The following is a 17,795-nucleotide window of genomic DNA, read 5'->3' as shown; positions in this document are numbered from 1 at the left end:
ATTAATTCAGGAGGATGTTAACGGATGGAGAGACTTTCTTGGGATCAATATTTTATGGCACAAAGCCATTTGCTTGCGTCGCGGAGTACATGCACGAGGCTGGTTGTCGGAGCGACCATTGTACGCGACAAGAGAATTATTGCCGGCGGTTATAATGGCTCGATTGCCGGCGGCGCGCATTGTACGGATGAGGGATGTTATATGATCGACGGGCATTGTGCACGTACCATTCACGCGGAAATGAACGCGATTTTACAGTGCGCGAAATTCGGTGAACGGACAGAAGATGCGGAAATTTATGTGACGCATTATCCATGTGTCCAGTGCTGTAAAGCGATTATTCAAGCAGGAATAAAAAGCGTTTACTTTGCAAAGGATTACAAAAATCATCCTTATGCGAAGGAACTGTTTGAGGCAGCTCATGTAACGGTTAAAAAAGTGCCTTTTGACAATTTTATTGAACTGAAGGTGGCAAAGAAAGAAGAAATCCGATGATCGGAGGGATCTGACTTTGTTCAGTGTTGAACTTTATATCGTAATCTTGAGAAAGCTGGGTCGAGATGCCGGTTTCCGGTAAATGGCATTTACTTGCGGTGTCGGGATGTCTGGCAGCATGGACATTTCTAAGTGCGAATCCAATCGTTCCAGCAGCTCTGTTTATCGCATATGAACTTTACCTAATTGCTTTGAGAAAGTATCAACTTTTCGGTATTCTTCTGCTCATCTTTTTGATCATAAAAATTGATCTCGTCTTTTTTCAAAAGAATGATACCGTTTTGTCGGATCGCCAGCAAGTTTTGCATGGCAGGATTACTGACCTTCCTCAATTTGATGGTGATCGCCTTCATTTCAAGATGAAGACGAATCAAGGCGAGTCTATTATGGTTGATGTAAGGCTTGCGACGAAGGAACAAAAGCGTTTATTGATACGTGAATTGAAAACCGGCATGAAGTGCCGAGTGACGGGAAAACTTGAAAGACCTGAACAGCCCAGTAATTTTCATGCCTTTAATCAGCGTTTGTACCTTGAGAGGCATCACATTTTTTGGCGGATGAAGGCTGCTCAGATTCCCAGCTACAGTGATACTGATCTGTCGATTCTCGATTGGCTTCGACGCATTCGCCAAAATCAGGTCACATTTATTTCTGCACACTTTACATCAACAACTGCAGAGATGATGAATGCCTTGCTGCTGGGAACAGATGATCAGATGGATGCCGATTTGTCGGATGCTTATAGGATGTTTGGCCTCGTTCATCTGCTTGTTGTTTCAGGTATGCATGTCGCCGTGGTGTTCGGCACTTTATTCTATCTGCTCAGGCGAATAGGCATGGTACGCGAACATGCTTCATTGCTGATTCTTATACTGCTTCCCATGTATGTTGTGATCACAGGCGCTGAGCCGTCAATCGTGCGTTCCGGAATAACGGCTGGCTGTGTACTGCTTTTCACATTAATGAAGAAGCGGAAACTGCCCGTTTCCGACTCGATCTCCATTGCATGTTTGCTGATGGTTTTCTATGATCCAAGGGTCGTGTATGATTTAGGCTTTCAGCTTTCTTTCACAGTTACCTTTGTCGTTTTAATTGCCGGTCCAATGGTTATCCGATCGTATCAATCGCCTATGCTGCGCATGATTGTTCTCTCGTTGATTTGCGAACTCGCGACTTTTCCGATTATTGTGCCGAACTTCTATCAACTTTCTCTTGCGGGCATTCTGCTTAGCATCTTTTTCGTTCCATTCATTACCTTTGTTATTTTGCCTCTCTGTGCCGTTGGTTATTTCATCACATTATTGTTCTCCGATCTTTCCGGATTTTTTTCATATACTGTAGATACTCTTCTTTTTGTTCCTCACCAATTTTTACTCTATTTGTCACGTCATATGCCTATGCAATTAACCTATGGCGCATTATCCGGCTGGCAAATCGGAATATCCTTGGTTTTAATTTTCATATCCCTCATTGTCTGGGAGTATTTTCGCTCGATTCAATCGGTTTTCGCACTGCTTGTTCCATTTTTTCTTATTTATGGAATGGTATGGACTACCGATCAGCTGGATACCCGCGGTTCCGTCACCTTTCTTGATGTCGGGCAAGGGGATAGTATTTTGATTCGATTGCCTCATAACAGAGGCAATGTACTGATTGATACCGGAGGAACGATTGAATTTGGACAAGAAAAATGGCGTGAGCGCAACCGACCGTTCGAAGTCGGAAGAGATGTCGTTTTGCGCGAACTGCTCGCTTTGAGAGCCACTCACCTTGAGGCTCTCGTATTAACACATCGCGATGCCGACCATGTCGAAGGATTGAAAGGAATCGCTGGGAAAATAGCGATTCATCAATTGCTGATCAGTCCGTATCATAATCCAAACGCCAAGGATCGTGCCCTTTTCGAATTGATGGTACATGATGGGACGACGATTAATGATCTTCATTCGGGTATGACAATGAAAATGGGGAATGCCGCGTTTCATGTGCTTTCGCCAAGTAGACAATCAAAGGAGAGCAATGATAATTCAGTTGTTTTTCATGTAACGTTAGGAGGCAAGGAGTGGATATTTACCGGTGACCTAAGCCAAACTGGTGAAAAAGAGCTGCTTGAACGTTATCCGCATATAGATGCTGATGTGCTCAAGCTCGGTCATCATGGCAGCCGAACGTCGACATCTGAGGAATGGCTCACTCATCTTAGTCCGACGGTCGGAATTATTTCAAGCGGAAAAGGGAATCGTTATGGACATCCTCACCAAGAGGTCATTGAGAAGCTGAGTGAACACAGTGTCCGTGTACTGCGTACAGATCAATTGGGGGCAATCCGGTTCTGGTTTAATCAACAACAAGTGATCATTTGGGAACATGCCGGTTCACCATAATTTACCCTGATTACCACCTTTTTTATTTGAAAGTTGTCCGCTGTCACCCATACTTTTTTCGCTCATAGGATAACCTAGAGAGAGTAATGTATATCGCCTGACAAGCGTTGTCCTAGGTTTCGTTTGTCGGCGTTCATATATATTTAGAAAGCGGCTTTCAGCCGCTTTCTTTTTACGTTCGGAAAGAAAACAATGCGTATCGCGGTCTTTCAATCAAAGGCCGTGTAAAAGAAGAAGCTTGTCAATAGGGCAACCGGACGGTAAAGTAAAGATATGCGAGCGTCACTTCTCAAGCTCCGGATAATTCGCAGACAAAGGATGATTACATAGATGGCAGTGCCTAAATCAGCAAACTTATCAATCAGCAAGCCCCTTGCACCGGTATATCTGTTGTTCGGGACACAGGATTTTCTCATCCAATTGATGAAGAGCAACATTACAAAAGAGGCACTAAACGACGAGGAACGTGATTTCAACTATTCAAGATATGATATGACTGAGGTCCCGCTTGAACATGCAGTAGAAGATGCGGAAACGATTCCGTTTTTCGGCGAAAAGAAAGTCGTAATCATGGATAATGCCTACTTTTTGACCGGTGAACGAACAAAAACGAAGATGGAACAAAAAATTGACCGTTTGGAACAATACATGGAACATCCCGCTGAAAGTACGGTGTTGATGGTTATCGCCCCTTATGAAAAATTGGACCGGCGAAAAAAAATTGTAAAGAAGCTTGAAAAAACAGCAGTTGTTTATGAACTGTCTCACTTAACGGATACGACGCTCTTCGCCATTCTTGAAAATGTTGCCGCTCAACATGGTGCAAGGTATACGAAGGCAGGACATGAACAGTTAATGGCTGCGATTGGTCCGCACCTTGGCCAGCTTGCTAATGAGGTTGGCAAATGCGCGCTTTATTGCGGAGCAGATCGACCGATTGATGCACAGGTGGTTGAGGAGATTGGGTCAAAATCTCTTGAAACAAATGTCTTTCTGCTTGTAAATCAAGTCATGCATAGAAAAACGGCCGAAGCATTGCAATTGCTTCATGAGCTTGTGCGAATGAAAGAGGAACCCTTGAAGCTTCTTGCCCTTTTGGAGCGGCAGTTTCGTATTGTCTATCAGGCAGGATATTATCAGAAAGCAGGTTATACTCAGAATAATATTGCTGGTAAAATTGGTGTTCATCCCTACGCAGTAAAATTGGCATTGGAGCAGACACGGCTTTTTGATGCCCTAGTGCTGCAGCATGCGCTCGAAAAATGCTCGGAAACGGACTTTAAGATCAAGACAGGACAAGCAGATAAAGTGCTGGCGCTTGAGCTGTTAATCGTCGATATCTCTACGAAAACAGCTTAATAAACAACAAAAACGGCCTGCTTTTTCAAGCAAGCCGTTTTAATAAATAAAGAGACAGAAGAATTGGCGCAGGTGCACCTGCGCCAATTCTTCTGTCTGCACTAAAGTCTTGCTGAGCAAGAGTTTTAATAATCAGGCGTCTAAACCGTTCAATTTCTTGGACAGTCTTGATTTTTCATGAGCAGCTTTATTTTTATGGATCAAGCCTTTAGTTGCTGCTTTGTCGACCTTCTTCGTTGCAGCAACAAAAGCGACCTTTGCGCCTTCAACATCTTTTTCTTCAACCTTAGTGTTGAATGATTTAATCGCTGTGCGCATTGCGGATCTGTACTGCACATTGTGCTGACGGTTCGCTTCGCTCGTTTTTACACGTTTAATTGCTGATTTAATATTTGGCATTCGATTCACCTCCAAATCATGAATTCCCGGTCATCATACTAACTCCGCCGAAATAATCACGTTCCTATATAAATAAACGATAGGCTGATAAAGCCTCTATTCCTATGAGCAGAGATTCATTCTGACAAACTGTATTGTATCAAAGGCTACAGCCTTTTGCAATGAATGAATGAAAAAAGCACAAATGAACATCCTTTTAAAAGATATTAAATGTCGATCTACGCGACTTCATCATCTGCTCGTTGATTTTAGCAAAAGTAAAGGAGACTTTAACCTATGGGTAATTTGGACGTCAAACAGTTTGCGGTCCGTACTGACCTTGCGATTGAAGAAAGCGAGAAGAGACCGGCATTACAAGGTCTGCACAGCGAAGAAAATAAGGAATCCGGTATAAAAATCACCTCGATGACTATTGATCGGCAGGCTGCTGCGGCAATGAATAAAAAACCGGGAACTTACTTGACCTTTGAGGCCCAGGAGCTTCGCTCGGCGGATACGGAAATTGAGGGTAAGATGGAGCGAGTGTTCGCTAAGTATTTTGCTCAATTTCTGAAGCAGTTGTCTATCGCGGACGATGCAAGCTGCCTCCTTGTCGGCTTAGGAAATGGGAAGGTCACCCCTGATGCACTGGGGCCGAGTGTCGTGCAGAATGTCCTTGTTACCAAGCATCTGTTTGATCTTCAGCCGGAAAATGTCCAGCCCGGCTATCGTCCTGTCAGCGCCTTAACTCCTGGGGTAATGGGCGTGACCGGTATCGAGACAAGCGATATTATTCTTGGCGTCATTGAGAAAACAAAACCCGACTTTGTGATCGCAGTTGATGCGTTGGCGGCACGCGCGATTGAGCGGGTAAATACGACGATTCAAGTTGCTGACAGCGGAATTCATCCTGGTTCGGGAGTCGGCAACAATCGTAAAGAATTGAGTATGCAGACTTTAGGAATTCCGGTGATCGCAATTGGCGTACCGACTGTCGTTGATGCGGTAACGATAACGAGCGATTCACTTGATCTGCTTCTTCGCCACTTTGAACGGGAAATGAGCGATACAAAGCCATCTAAGTCGCTTGCGCCTTCTTGGATGTCTTTTGGAGAAAAAGTAGATTACAAAAAATTAAATTTGCCAAGTAAGGAGAAGCGTGCGGCATTCCTTGGCATGGTCGGCACGCTGAGCGAAGAAGAAAAAGCACAATTGATTCGCGAAGCGCTTGGGGCGAGCGGAACTCAGATGATGGTGACACCAAAAGAAGTTGACTTTTTTATTGAAAAAATGGGCAATGTGATCGCTGAAGGATTGAACGCAGCCCTGCATCATCAGGTGAATCAAAAGAATGTCGGACATTTTACACATTAATACATGATTTGCTGCGATCCGGCATAAGATGAAGTAACGAACAAAGGACAAGCCCTAAGGCGAAGGGAGCGGCGAACAAATGAAACGCTTTGTTATTGAATGTTTTGTCGTATTGTTGGTGCTTCTCATATGCGGACTTTACGGTGCGGTAACCGTTCGCGACGCGCAGCAGCCCCAGACGGCTGAAACAACGAGTACGGCTAGCCATGAACAACAAATTGTGATTCCTCAAAATAAATTGGATTCTTTACCAAATCCTGCGAAAAGTGAAGAGGTCAATGGTATCTCTGAACAAAAAGGATATTCGTTGTCCGATAAAGTGCAGCGGTTTTTCTTGTGGGGAGTCAGTGCGCTTGCAGCGTTTGTTGACGGCTTGATCCAAATCTTTGTTTCATGATAATCATCTGCATGCCGAACCGGTCGGGAATCCTGACCGGTTTTTCATTTTATCAGAAGCTTTGCCTCAAGAGAAACTCAGCTGATGTAAGCTTTTGGGTTCTTCATTGAAACGTTCCTTCGGGATTGATATAATCGAGATTAAGTGATGTTTTTTGGAAGCAGGAGGAACAATTATGTCAGAGAAACAAGGAACGCGTCAATCGCGGATCCGTAATTTTTCAATCATCGCTCATATCGATCATGGCAAGTCAACATTGGCCGATCGTATATTGGAAGCGACACAAGCGCTTACGCAAAGAGAAATGAAGGCGCAGACGCTAGACGCGATGGATCTTGAACGTGAACGCGGAATTACAATCAAGCTGAACGCGGTTGAATTAAATTATACAGCGCCAGACGGCGAGACGTACATCTTTCATTTAATCGACACGCCAGGGCATGTCGACTTTTCTTATGAAGTCTCACGGAGCCTTGCCGCATGCGAAGGTGCGCTGCTTGTTGTGGATGCAGCGCAAGGCGTTGAGGCGCAGACCTTGGCGAATGTCTATCTTGCTTTAGAAAACAACCTGGAGATTATCCCGGTTATTAATAAAATTGATCTGCCGAATGCCGACCCAGACCGAGTGAAACAGGAAATAGAAGATGTGATTGGTCTCGATGCATCCGATGCGGTCCTTGCGTCAGCAAAAACCGGAATTGGAACAGATGAAATTCTCGCTCAAATTATTGAGAAAATTCCTGCACCGGCCGGTGATCCGGATGCGCCACTTCAAGCGCTGATCTTTGACTCGCTCTATGATGCGTATCGCGGTGTTGTCGTGTATATCCGTGTCGTCGAAGGAACCGTTCGTGTCGGCGATCAAATTAAAATGATGGCGAACGGAAAAACATTCGAGGTACTGGAGGTCGGTGTTTCGACGCCAAAGATTGAAAATCGCGAAGAATTATCCGTTGGAGACGTTGGCTTCCTTACAGCTTCTATAAAATCCGTTCATGATACGCAAGTGGGCGATACGGTGACGCATGCTGAGCATCCCGCGGACAAGCCGTTGCCGGGCTATCGTAAGATGAACCCAATGGTGTACTGCGGACTGTATCCGATTGATACGGCTCGATATGAAGATCTGAGAGAGGCGCTCGGTCGACTTGAATTGAACGACTCCGCGTTGCAGTACGAACCGGAAACATCAGAAGCACTCGGTTTTGGCTTCCGTTGCGGATTTCTCGGATTGCTGCATATGGATATTGTTCAGGAACGATTGGAACGCGAATTCAACATTGATTTGATCGCGACAGCACCAAGTGTTATTTATAATGTTAAATTAACTGATGGCTCTAGTGTACGCGTGGGTAATCCATCGGAAATGCCGGAGCGCAAATACATCGCTGAGGTTGAAGAACCTTATGTCAAGGCAACAATAATGACACCGAATGACTACGTTGGTGCCATTATGGAGCTTTGTCAAAGAAAACGTGGGGAATTCCAAACAATGGAATACCTCGATGCCAATCGAACGAATGTGATTTATGATCTGCCGCTTTCTGAGATTATGTACGACTTTTTTGATATCCTTAAATCAAGCACGAAAGGCTACGCCTCTCTCGATTACGAGATGGACGGCTATCGCGTGAGTGATTTGTTGAAAATGGATATTTTGCTCAACGGTGAAAAAGTGGACGCACTCTCGGTTGTCGTGCATCAAGAATTCGCTTATGACCGCGGCAAAGCGATTGTTGAAAAGTTGAAAGAATTGATTCCGCGCCAGCAATTTGAAGTGCCGATTCAGGCGGCGATTGGTCAGAAGATCATTTCTCGATCAACGATCAAAGCCCTTCGAAAAAATGTGCTCGCTAAGTGCTACGGCGGCGATGTGTCACGTAAGCGCAAGCTGCTTGAGAAACAAAAAGCAGGCAAGAAACGGATGAAAGCGGTCGGCAGTGTCGAAGTACCGCAGGAAGCGTTCATGTCCGTGTTCCGGATGAGTCATGATGATTAACCGCCAGGTGCGACGCGGGGCATATATCCATATCCCCTTTTGCGACCACATTTGTTATTACTGCGATTTTAATAAGGTGTTTATGAAAAATCAGCCGGTTGACGATTACTTGGACGCACTCGCTTTGGAAATGCGGAGCTATGGAGCGGACGGGCTGCCTGAGACCATCTATATTGGCGGCGGCACACCGACCGCACTTAATGAAAAACAATTTGAACGGCTTTTTATTGATATTAAACACTATTTAATGAGTCCGTCGATTAAAGAATTTACGGTTGAAGCGAATCCGGAGAGCTTAAATGAAGCGAAACTGGAGATTATGAAACGATTTGGTGTCACTCGGCTCAGTGTCGGTGTCCAAACCTTTGACAATCACCTGCTGAAGAAAATCGGCAGGGCGCATGAAGCAAAAGATGCGGAGGATGCAATTCGGCTTGCACAAGAACATGGATTTGATAATATTACGCTTGACTTGATGTTTGCACTGCCGGGACAGACTGAAACCGTTCTGCATGAGTCACTGGAACGCGCTTTAAGCCTTGGAACACCGCATATATCGATTTATTCGCTCCAGCTTGAGCCGAAAACTATTTTTTATAATCGAATGAAAAGCGGAAGTCTGAAGCTGCCCGGAGAAGATATTGAAGCCGACATGTACGGTCAAATTATCTTGGAGCTTGAGAAACATGGACTTCATCATTATGAGATCAGTAATTTTGCAAAGCCGGGTTATGAAGGCATTCATAATTCAATGTACTGGCACAATGAAGAATATTACGGTATTGGAGCGGGTGCACATGGGTATTGGAAGGGTGTTCGCTATGCCAATGCCGGCCCGGTGAAAAAGTATATTGAGCATGTTCGTGAACAAGGGAACGCGAGAGTCTCCGAGCATGAAGTAACAGTTACTGAGAAAATGGAGGAAGAAATGTTTCTCGGACTTCGTCTTATGAGAGGCGTCAGTATCGAACACTTCAATGAAAAATTCGGTCGACCGATTGAGCAAATATATGGCAAAGAAATAGAACAATTAAAGGCACAGGGCCTGCTTCATGAGCGGGACGACCGGCTCGCATTGACTCAAAAAGGTGTTTTTTTAGGAAACAATGTTTTTGAAGCCTTTTTAATTTCTTAAGAATGTCCTAAAACATTTGACAAACAGGAACGAAGTTGGTAAATTTTAATGTAGAATTAGCACTCAGGAAGAACGAGTGCTAACAGAGGTGATCCATGAGATGTTAACTGATCGTCAATTGTTTTTGCTGCAATTACTGGTTAATGACTATGTTGTCTCTGCAGAGCCGGTCGGTTCGCGATCCATTGCTAAGAGGGAAGATGTCACATTCAGCCCGGCAACGATCAGAAACGAACTGGCAGATCTGGAAGAGATGGGTTATCTTGAGAAAACACATCTCTCCTCCGGGAGAGTGCCGTCGGAAAAGGGTTATCGTTTTTATGTTGATCATTTGTTGTCGCCGGTCTTGCTTTCCGATGACGAGCTTGGAAATATACGTCATGCCTATCATGAGAGACTTTCCGAGACCGAGGAACTGATTCGTGTGACGGCTAAGATTCTTTCCGAATTCACGAATTACACGGCGATCATGCTTGGTCCCGAACTTTTGGAAATGAAGCTGAAACACATTCAGATGGTTAAGCTCAATCAGAATCAAGCTGTTCTGATTATCGTAACCGATACCGGCCATGTGGAAAATCGAGTCGTTGCAATCCCCAAATCAATCAATGCGGATGATATTGAAAAAATAGTCAACATTTTGAATGACAAGCTGAACATGGTGCCGCTATATCAACTCCAAAGCCGTTTGAATGCTGAGATTTCCGGTGTGCTTCGCGAGCATGTTCGCGATTACAAGCGCGTCATGACTTTGTTGAATAACAGTCTTACGATTAGTGATCCGGAGCAGATTTTTTATAGCGGAAAAAACAATATGCTGGCTCAGCCGGAATTTCAGGATGTTGATAAAATCATACCGCTTCTAGACGTGCTTGAAGGAAAAGAGCTCATTCGCGAATTAATGAGTATGCCGTCCAATGGCTTGCATATTCGCATAGGACGCGAGAATAAACTGAATGGCATTGAGGACTGCAGCTTGATTACGACTACCTATTCGGTCGGAGGCGAGCACCTAGGAACGGTCGCGGTGATCGGCCCGAAACGAATGGCATATCCGCGTGTTATCACACTGATTGACATGGTTTCCAAATTGCTGACCGAGAATCTTAATAAACAAGAGCGGCATGATCGCTAGTTCTTTCATTACTTTCAGGAGGTGAGCCTATGACAGAGCAGGCAAATAAAGAAACAAACAAAACAAACGAAGAAACAGAAGAAATGAAAAAAAAGCAGACTGAGGGTGAAACCGCCGAAGCTGCGGCGGCCAATTCCGCAGGTGATCCGAAAAGCGCTGACGCCGAGAGTACTGACAAAGCTACTCCGGATACTGATGTGCTCTTGAAGAAAATTGCTGAGCAGACAGCGGAAATTGACAAGCTGAAAAAGCAAGCAGACGAAGCGACGAATCAGCGGCTCAGAACGCAAGCAGACTTTGATAATTTTCGTAAACGCACGAGCAAAGAAAAAGCAGATGCACGCAAGTTCAGGGCTCAGGATCTTGTCTCTGATATGCTTGAGACGCTTGATAATTTTCAACGTGCACTTGCAGTCGAAGCTGTGTCTGAAGATGCTCAGGCTTTAAAAAAGGGAATGGAAATGGTTTTGTCGAAATTGGAAAGCGCGCTTAAAAAAGAAGGCGTTGAAGAAATTCCTTCTTTGCATCAACCGTTTGATCCCAACGTACATCAAGCCGTGATGCAGGAAGAAAGCGGCGAGCATGAATCAGGCACAGTTATACAGGTGCTTCAAGCAGGCTACACACTTAATGGCCGAGTGATACGTCCGGCAATGGTGAAGGTCAGCTCTTGATTTAGACGGTTCAAACTTAATGTTTTTTAAATATTAGGAGGAAATGAACATGAGTAAAATTATTGGTATTGACTTAGGAACAACAAACTCTTGTGTGGCAGTTATGGAAGGCGGCGAACCGGTCGTTATTCCTAACCCGGAAGGTGCGCGTACTACTCCTTCTGCTGTTGCTTTTAAGAATGGCGAACGTCAGGTCGGTGAAGTGGCAAAACGCCAAGCAGTAACTAACCCGAATACGATTCTTTCGATCAAACGTCATATGGGTACGGACTATAAGGTTGAGGCGGAAGGTAAAAAATATACACCGCAGGAAATCTCAGCAATTATTCTTCAAAAATTGAAATCAGACGCTGAGGCATATCTTGGCGAAAAAGTAGAAAAGGCAGTTATCACGGTACCGGCTTACTTTAATGACGCTCAACGTCAGGCAACTAAAGATGCCGGTAAGATTGCCGGACTCGAAGTTCTGAGAATTATCAACGAACCAACGGCAGCATCGCTTGCTTATGGTCTTGACAAAGGCGAAGATCAGACGATTCTTGTTTTCGACCTTGGCGGTGGTACGTTTGACGTATCTATTCTTGAACTAGGCGACGGCATTTTCGAAGTTAAAGCAACTGCCGGAAACAACAGACTTGGCGGCGACGATTTCGACGAACGCATTATCAATTATTTAGTCAGTGAATTTAAGAAGGAAACCGGTATTGACCTCTCCGGTGATAAAATGGCGCTGCAACGTTTGAAAGATGCGTCTGAAAAAGCAAAGAAAGAGCTTTCCGGTGTTTCACAGGCTCAAATCTCACTGCCATTTATCTCTGCTGACGCAACCGGTCCGAAACACTTGGAAATGAATCTCTCACGTGCGAAATTCGATGAATTGACTGCAGACCTCGTTGAATCGACGATGGGTCCTGTTCGTCAGGCATTGTCCGACGCAGATATGACGATGGACGATATTCACAAAATCGTTCTCGTCGGTGGATCAACTCGTATTCCTGCTGTTCAAGCAGCAATCAAGAACCTGACAGGCAAGGAACCAAGCAAGGGTGTAAACCCTGACGAGGTTGTTGCCGTCGGAGCGGCAATTCAAGGCGGCGTTCTCACCGGCGATGTTAAGGATGTCGTACTGCTTGACGTTACTCCGCTTTCACTTGGTATTGAAACAATGGGCGGTGTGTTCACGAAATTGATCGATCGCAACACAACGATCCCGACAAGCAAATCGCAAGTGTTCTCAACGGCAGCGGACAACCAGACGGCCGTGGATATCCATGTGCTTCAAGGTGAACGCCAGATGGCCGCGGATAATAAAACGCTTGGACGTTTCCAATTGACTGATATTCCGCCGGCTCCACGCGGCATTCCGCAGATTGAAGTAACGTTCGAAATTGATGCAAACGGTATTGTAAATGTTAAAGCAAAAGACAAAGGTACGAATAAGGAACAATCCATCACGATTCAATCGTCTTCAGGTCTAAGCGACGAAGAAATTGATAAGATGGTTAAGGATGCTGAAGCAAATGCCGATGCAGATAAGCAGCGTAAAGAGGAAGTTGATCTCCGTAATGAAGCAGACCAATTAATTTTTGCGACGGAAAAGACACTGAAAGACCTTGGCGATAAGGTTGATGCTTCTGAGAAATCAAAAGCAGAGGCAGCTAAGGATAAGCTGAAAAAAGCATTGGACAGCAAAGATAATGAAGCAATCAAGGCTGCAAAAGATGAACTGAATGAAATCGTTCAACAGCTCTCTGTTAAGTTGTACCAACAGGCACAGCAAGCACAACAAGCTCAAGGTGCTCAAGGCTCAGCTAGCGGTAAAAAGGACGACGACAATGTTGTTGATGCTGACTACAAAGAAGTCGATGATGAGGACAAAGACAAGAACAAAAAGAACTGATCAGTCATACGCTAGTTATTGATCTGTTCAACGGAGCGCTTTGCAGCTTCCATGATTAAGCCTGAAAGCAATTTTTTGTGAGAAAGTCGAAGTCGGACATGGTTTCTGGCTTTGGCTTTTTCTTGCTTAAGCAGTCAAGCGAATGATATGATAAACTCTATGTGAAATCATTTCGGGAGTGATTTGATGAGTAAGCGGGATTATTACGAAATCCTAGGCGTAAATAAAGACGCCTCGAAGGATGAAATTAAAAAAGCGTTTCGAAAACTGGCACGAAAATACCATCCCGATGTAAATAAAGATGCGGATGCGCCGGAAAAATTTAAAGAGGTCACAAAGGCCTACGAGACTTTAAGTGACCCTCAAAAAAGAGCGCAGTATGATCAATTTGGCGAGGCAGACCCGAATCAAGGAGGCTTTGGCGGAGCTCAAGGGTTCAGCGGTGCCGACTTTGGCGGGTTCGGCGATATCTTTGATCAAATTTTTAATGGCGGCGGTTCGAGACGCCGTGATCCTAATGCTCCGCGTCAGGGATCGGATCTGCAATACGAGATGTCAATTACCTTTGAAGAAGCCGCGTTCGGCAAAACTACCGATATCCGGATACCGAAGGAAGAAACATGTACGACTTGTCACGGAACCGGTGCGAAGCCGGGTACTAAGCCGGCACAATGTTCTCATTGTCACGGTACCGGGCAATTGAATCAGGAACAGAATACACCGTTTGGACGTATTGTGAATCGACGCGTTTGTCCGTACTGCCACGGCACCGGCAAGATTATTAAGAATCCATGCGGAACTTGTGCAGGCACAGGCAAGATGAAAGTGAACAAAAAGATCGAAGTCAAGATTCCTGCGGGTATTGACGACGGCCAGCAGATTCGTTTATCCGGTCATGGTGAACCAGGAGTGAACGGAGGACCGTCAGGAGATCTGTACATTGTATTCAGTGTCAAGCCGCATAAATATTACCAACGAGCCGGTGATGATGTCTTATTGGATGTTCCTTTGAATTTTGCCCAAGCAGCACTTGGCGATGAAATCGAAGTACCGACTCTGTATGGAAACGTGAAGCTGCGTATTCCTGCAGGAACTCAGACCGGCACCAAATTTCGCCTGAGAGGCAAGGGAATCAAGAATGTCAGAGGCTATGGTCAAGGCGATGAACATGTCACCGTTAAGGTTGTCACACCGAAGCATCTGTCCACTGAAGAAAAAGCAGTTTTCAAGAAACTTGCTGAACTTAGTGGAAATAAATTAAGTGAAGATGATGAAGGCATCCTTGGCAAGATGAAAAAAGTATTTAAGGCTGATTGATCACTCTTTTTAAGCAATGAATAAAAAATGAAACATCTACAAGGAGCGAATCCACTTACGCGATGAGATGGTCGGAAATTTGTATTCATACAACTGAAGAAGCGATCGAGCCGGTGACTAATGTTCTCTATGAAGCCGGCGCAGGCGGTGTCGTTATTGAAGATTCTCAGGATCTGCAAAAAACATTTCAATCCGATGACGGTGCGGAATATTCACTTGATCCCGCTGACTATCCGATTGAAGGCGTAAACGTAAAAGCGTATTTGCCTGTCAACAGCTTTCTTGGAGAAACGGTTGAAGAAATTAAGCAATCGCTGAACAACCTTCTTTTGTATGATATCGACATGGGTGATGGGCGTCTTACGTTCAGCGAGCATAATGAGGAAGAGTGGGCAACCGCTTGGAAAAAGTATTATAAACCGGTGCGTGTAGGTGAACATTTTTATATCGCTCCTACATGGGAAGAATTTCAACCGGATGATCCGAATCGAAAGGTGATTGAGCTTGACCCCGGAATGGCATTCGGTACAGGGACACATCCGACAACCGTGCTCTGTATTGAGGCACTTGAAAAATATTTGTCTGAACATGCTGAGGTGCTTGATGTCGGAACCGGCACCGGTGTATTGTCCATTGCGGCGGCAAAGTTGGGGGCAGCGAGGGTCACTGCAGTGGATTTGGATCAAGTAGCTGTTCAATCTGCCAAAATTAATGTCAAATTGAATAAAGTTCAAGATGTTGTTTCGGTCAGCCGCAACAACCTTTCTGACAATGTCGAAGGCAAGTATACCATTGTTGTTGCCAATCTTCTTGCCGAACTTGTGATCCGGTTGGCAGAAGGCGGAGTCGCAAATCTATTGCAAAAAGATGGCAAACTTATTGCTTCAGGCATCATCAGACCGAAAAAAGATCAAGTGGAAGAAGCACTTATTAAATCCGGATTGCGCGTGATCGAAGAATTGGACTCCGGTGACTGGGTTGCCCTCGTCGCTGAGAAGGCGAATTGAAATGCAGCGTTACTTTATTCCTGAGGATCATTTTACTGAAAATAAAGTTGTCATTACCGGTGATGATGCTCGTCATATTCAAAAGGTGATGCGCATGAAGCCTTCTGATCCGCTTATTTGTGCCAATAACAAAGGGGAAGCTTATCTTTGTTCTATTGAGAGCACTGATGAAGGACAGGTCTGCGCAATCATTAAGCAAAAAATGACGAACAATCCTGAGCTTCCCATTCAGGTGACCGTTGCTCAAGGCATACCCAAGGCCGATAAATTTGATACAATCATTCAAAAGGGGACGGAATGCGGCGCCTCCCTTTTTATCCCTTTTCAAGCCCAGCGATCAATAGCGCTTTGGAAAAAAGATAAAAAGGACAAAAAACGGCTTCGTCTGGAGAAAATCAGCAAGGAAGCCGCAGAACAATCTCATCGCCTGTATATTCCAAAGCTGAGCGAACCAATGGGCCTTGATCAATTGATCGCCCTTGGGACCTCCTACCCCTTTAAAATGGTTGCTTTTGAGGAGACGGCTAAATCCGGTGCACAGGCTGGATTTCCCACTCTATTGAAAAAGATGAGTAAAGGTGACCGACTGCTGGCAGTTATCGGCCCGGAAGGCGGTATTACTGTCGATGAGGCAAAGAAACTTGAAGATCATGGCTTTTTACTTTGCGGACTTGGTCCAAGAATATTGAGAACCGAGACGGCAGCAATCTATCTGTTGTCAGCAATTTCCTATCATTTTGAATTACTAAATTGTGAGGTGGATGATTAAAAATGCCCTCTGTTGCTTTTCACACTTTAGGATGCAAAGTCAATCATTACGAAACCGAAGCGATCTGGCAGCTTTTTAAGAAGAGCGGCTATGATCGTGCTGAATTTGAAAGACATGCAGATGTTTATGTCATTAATACATGCACGGTAACAAATACGGGCGACCAAAAAAGCCGACAGACGATTCGTCGTGCCATTCGCAACAATCCGGATGCTGTTATTTGCGTGACGGGCTGTTATGCTCAGACCTCACCTGCTGAAGTCATGTCTATACCCGGGGTAGATATTGTTGTCGGTACGCAAGACCGTAATCGCTTGCTTGGGTTCGTTGATCAGTACCGGAAAGATCGGGAACCGATTAACGGTGTAAGTGATATTATGAAAGCGAAAATTTACGAAGAATTGGATGTTCCCGAGTTTACGGATCGAACACGGGCATCACTGAAGATTCAAGAAGGATGCAATAACTTTTGCACATTTTGCGTGATTCCTTGGGCACGTGGACTTTTACGCTCCCGCGAACCTGAGAATGTGTTGAAGCAGGCACAGCAGCTGGTCGACGCCGGCTATAAGGAAATTGTTCTGACCGGAATACATACGGCAGGCTATGGCGAAGACATGGACAATTACAATTTCGCGCAGCTGCTGCGCGATTTAGAGAAGAATGTGCGCGGGTTGAAGCGTTTGAGAATCTCTTCAATTGAAGCGAGCCAAATCACTGATGAAGTGATTGATGTTGTGGGCAAATCAAAGATTCTGGCCAGACATCTTCATATTCCGCTTCAAGCAGGTTCGGACAGTGTGCTCGAGCGCATGCACCGCAAATACAAAACAGGTTTTTTTGCGGAGAAAATTGCGCGCTTGCGTGAAGCACTGCCTGATTTTGCTCTGACGTCGGATGTCATTGTCGGTTTTCCGGGAGAGACAGATGAAGAGTTTCAGGAAACCTATGATTTCATTCGGGATCTTCATTTCTCAGAACTCCATGTTTTTCCATATTCGCAGAGAACGGGTACGCCGGCAGCAGGCATGCCGGATCAAGTCCCTGATGAAGTCAAGCATGATCGTGTTAACCGCTTGATTGAATTGTCAACCAAACTTTCAGCGGACTATGCAGAAAAGTATCTTAATCAAGTGCTGGAAGTCATTCCGGAGGAACCCTTGAATCACCGCGAACCTGATGGTTATTTTGTAGGATTTACTGATAACTATCTAAAAGTGAAATTTAAATATCCATCTAAGGATATTGTTGGAAAATTGGTCCGTGTTAAGCTCATAAAAACAGGCTATCCAATAAATGAAGGTGTATATGTGCGCATTGCGGAAAATGAACCCTCAGAAGCAATGGGTTTAAGCTGACTTTTAAGCACATCTATTTACCTGCTGTAATCAAAACTTGCCAATCGGCAGGTTTTTTTCTTACAAGAAAAGAAAGTATATCGTTCTTCCTTGCTGGTACGATGATCAACGTCA

At 44.8% G+C, this 17,795-nt stretch carries 14 protein-coding genes and 1 pseudogene; 14 read left to right on the top strand and 1 reads right to left on the bottom strand.

All coding sequences use genetic code 11. The features are described from left to right. Positions 1-24: 24 nt before the first annotated feature. The 3 genes and pseudogenes from AC1MBV_RS11850 to holA all read left to right on the top strand — a co-directional run. A pseudogene (locus AC1MBV_RS11850) lies at positions 25-486 on the top strand (ComE operon protein 2); the annotation flags it as partial. Positions 487-560: 74 nt separating this feature from the next. Further along, positions 561-2,879 (top strand): DNA internalization-related competence protein ComEC/Rec2, encoded by a 2,319-nt coding sequence (locus tag AC1MBV_RS11845; protein ID WP_480948361.1) that lies wholly within the window; start codon positions 561-563, stop codon positions 2,877-2,879. 330 nt (positions 2,880-3,209) lie between these two features. Further along, on the top strand, positions 3,210-4,238 hold the full coding sequence (gene holA / locus AC1MBV_RS11840) for a DNA polymerase III subunit delta (RefSeq protein WP_255745444.1): 1,029 nt from the start codon (positions 3,210-3,212) through the stop codon (positions 4,236-4,238). Positions 4,239-4,370: 132 nt separating this feature from the next. Here the strand turns inward: holA and rpsT are convergent, their stop codons facing one another. After that, positions 4,371-4,637 (bottom strand): 30S ribosomal protein S20, encoded by a 267-nt coding sequence (gene rpsT, locus AC1MBV_RS11835; protein WP_480948360.1) that lies wholly within the window; start codon positions 4,635-4,637, stop codon positions 4,371-4,373. A 276-nt stretch (positions 4,638-4,913) separates the two neighbouring features. Here rpsT and gpr point away from each other — a divergent pair, with 276 nt between their 5' ends. From gpr to mtaB, 11 genes are all read left to right on the top strand, one after another. Next, positions 4,914-5,990 carry a GPR endopeptidase gene (gene gpr, locus AC1MBV_RS11830; protein ID WP_480948359.1) on the top strand — a complete coding sequence of 359 codons (1,077 nt, stop codon included), beginning with the start codon at positions 4,914-4,916 and terminating at the stop codon, positions 5,988-5,990. Positions 5,991-6,069: 79 nt separating this feature from the next. Further along, positions 6,070-6,387: a hypothetical protein gene (locus AC1MBV_RS11825; RefSeq protein WP_255745440.1), complete on the top strand. Its 318-nt coding sequence runs from the start codon at positions 6,070-6,072 to the stop codon at positions 6,385-6,387. A 175-nt stretch (positions 6,388-6,562) separates the two neighbouring features. Next, entirely contained in the window at positions 6,563-8,386 is a 1,824-nt protein-coding gene (gene lepA / locus AC1MBV_RS11820) for a translation elongation factor 4 (protein WP_255745438.1), read from the top strand. Then, entirely contained in the window at positions 8,379-9,521 is a 1,143-nt protein-coding gene (gene hemW / locus AC1MBV_RS11815) for a radical SAM family heme chaperone HemW (protein WP_480948358.1), read from the top strand. The genes lepA and hemW overlap by 8 nt, the downstream gene beginning before the upstream one ends. A gap of 100 nt (positions 9,522-9,621) precedes the next feature. Next, positions 9,622-10,656 carry a heat-inducible transcriptional repressor HrcA gene (hrcA, locus tag AC1MBV_RS11810; RefSeq protein ID WP_480948357.1) on the top strand — a complete coding sequence of 345 codons (1,035 nt, stop codon included), beginning with the start codon at positions 9,622-9,624 and terminating at the stop codon, positions 10,654-10,656. A 29-nt stretch (positions 10,657-10,685) separates the two neighbouring features. Then, the gene (gene grpE, locus AC1MBV_RS11805; protein WP_480948356.1) at positions 10,686-11,330 is read left to right on the top strand and encodes a nucleotide exchange factor GrpE; all 645 of its coding nucleotides are present in this window, start codon (positions 10,686-10,688) and stop codon (positions 11,328-11,330) included. A gap of 49 nt (positions 11,331-11,379) precedes the next feature. Beyond that, positions 11,380-13,230: a molecular chaperone DnaK gene (gene dnaK / locus AC1MBV_RS11800; protein WP_480948355.1), complete on the top strand. Its 1,851-nt coding sequence runs from the start codon at positions 11,380-11,382 to the stop codon at positions 13,228-13,230. 186 nt (positions 13,231-13,416) lie between these two features. Next, positions 13,417-14,547, top strand: a complete 1,131-nt coding sequence (gene dnaJ, locus AC1MBV_RS11795; protein ID WP_255745428.1) for a molecular chaperone DnaJ — start codon at positions 13,417-13,419, stop codon at positions 14,545-14,547. Positions 14,548-14,609: 62 nt separating this feature from the next. After that, a complete protein-coding gene (prmA, locus tag AC1MBV_RS11790) occupies positions 14,610-15,554 on the top strand; it encodes a 50S ribosomal protein L11 methyltransferase (protein WP_480948354.1) in 945 nt (314 codons plus the stop codon). A 1-nt stretch (position 15,555) separates the two neighbouring features. Further along, a complete protein-coding gene (locus tag AC1MBV_RS11785) occupies positions 15,556-16,323 on the top strand; it encodes a 16S rRNA (uracil(1498)-N(3))-methyltransferase (RefSeq protein ID WP_255745426.1) in 768 nt (255 codons plus the stop codon). 2 nt (positions 16,324-16,325) lie between these two features. Next, positions 16,326-17,681: a tRNA (N(6)-L-threonylcarbamoyladenosine(37)-C(2))-methylthiotransferase MtaB gene (mtaB, locus tag AC1MBV_RS11780; RefSeq protein ID WP_255745424.1), complete on the top strand. Its 1,356-nt coding sequence runs from the start codon at positions 16,326-16,328 to the stop codon at positions 17,679-17,681. Positions 17,682-17,795 lie beyond the last annotated feature (114 nt).

It is taken from the genome of Sporolactobacillus sp. PKPK-6 (genome assembly GCF_056678885.1).
The sequence above is the reverse complement of the archived record's forward strand: the minus strand, read 5'-3'. Positions and strand labels throughout refer to the sequence as shown.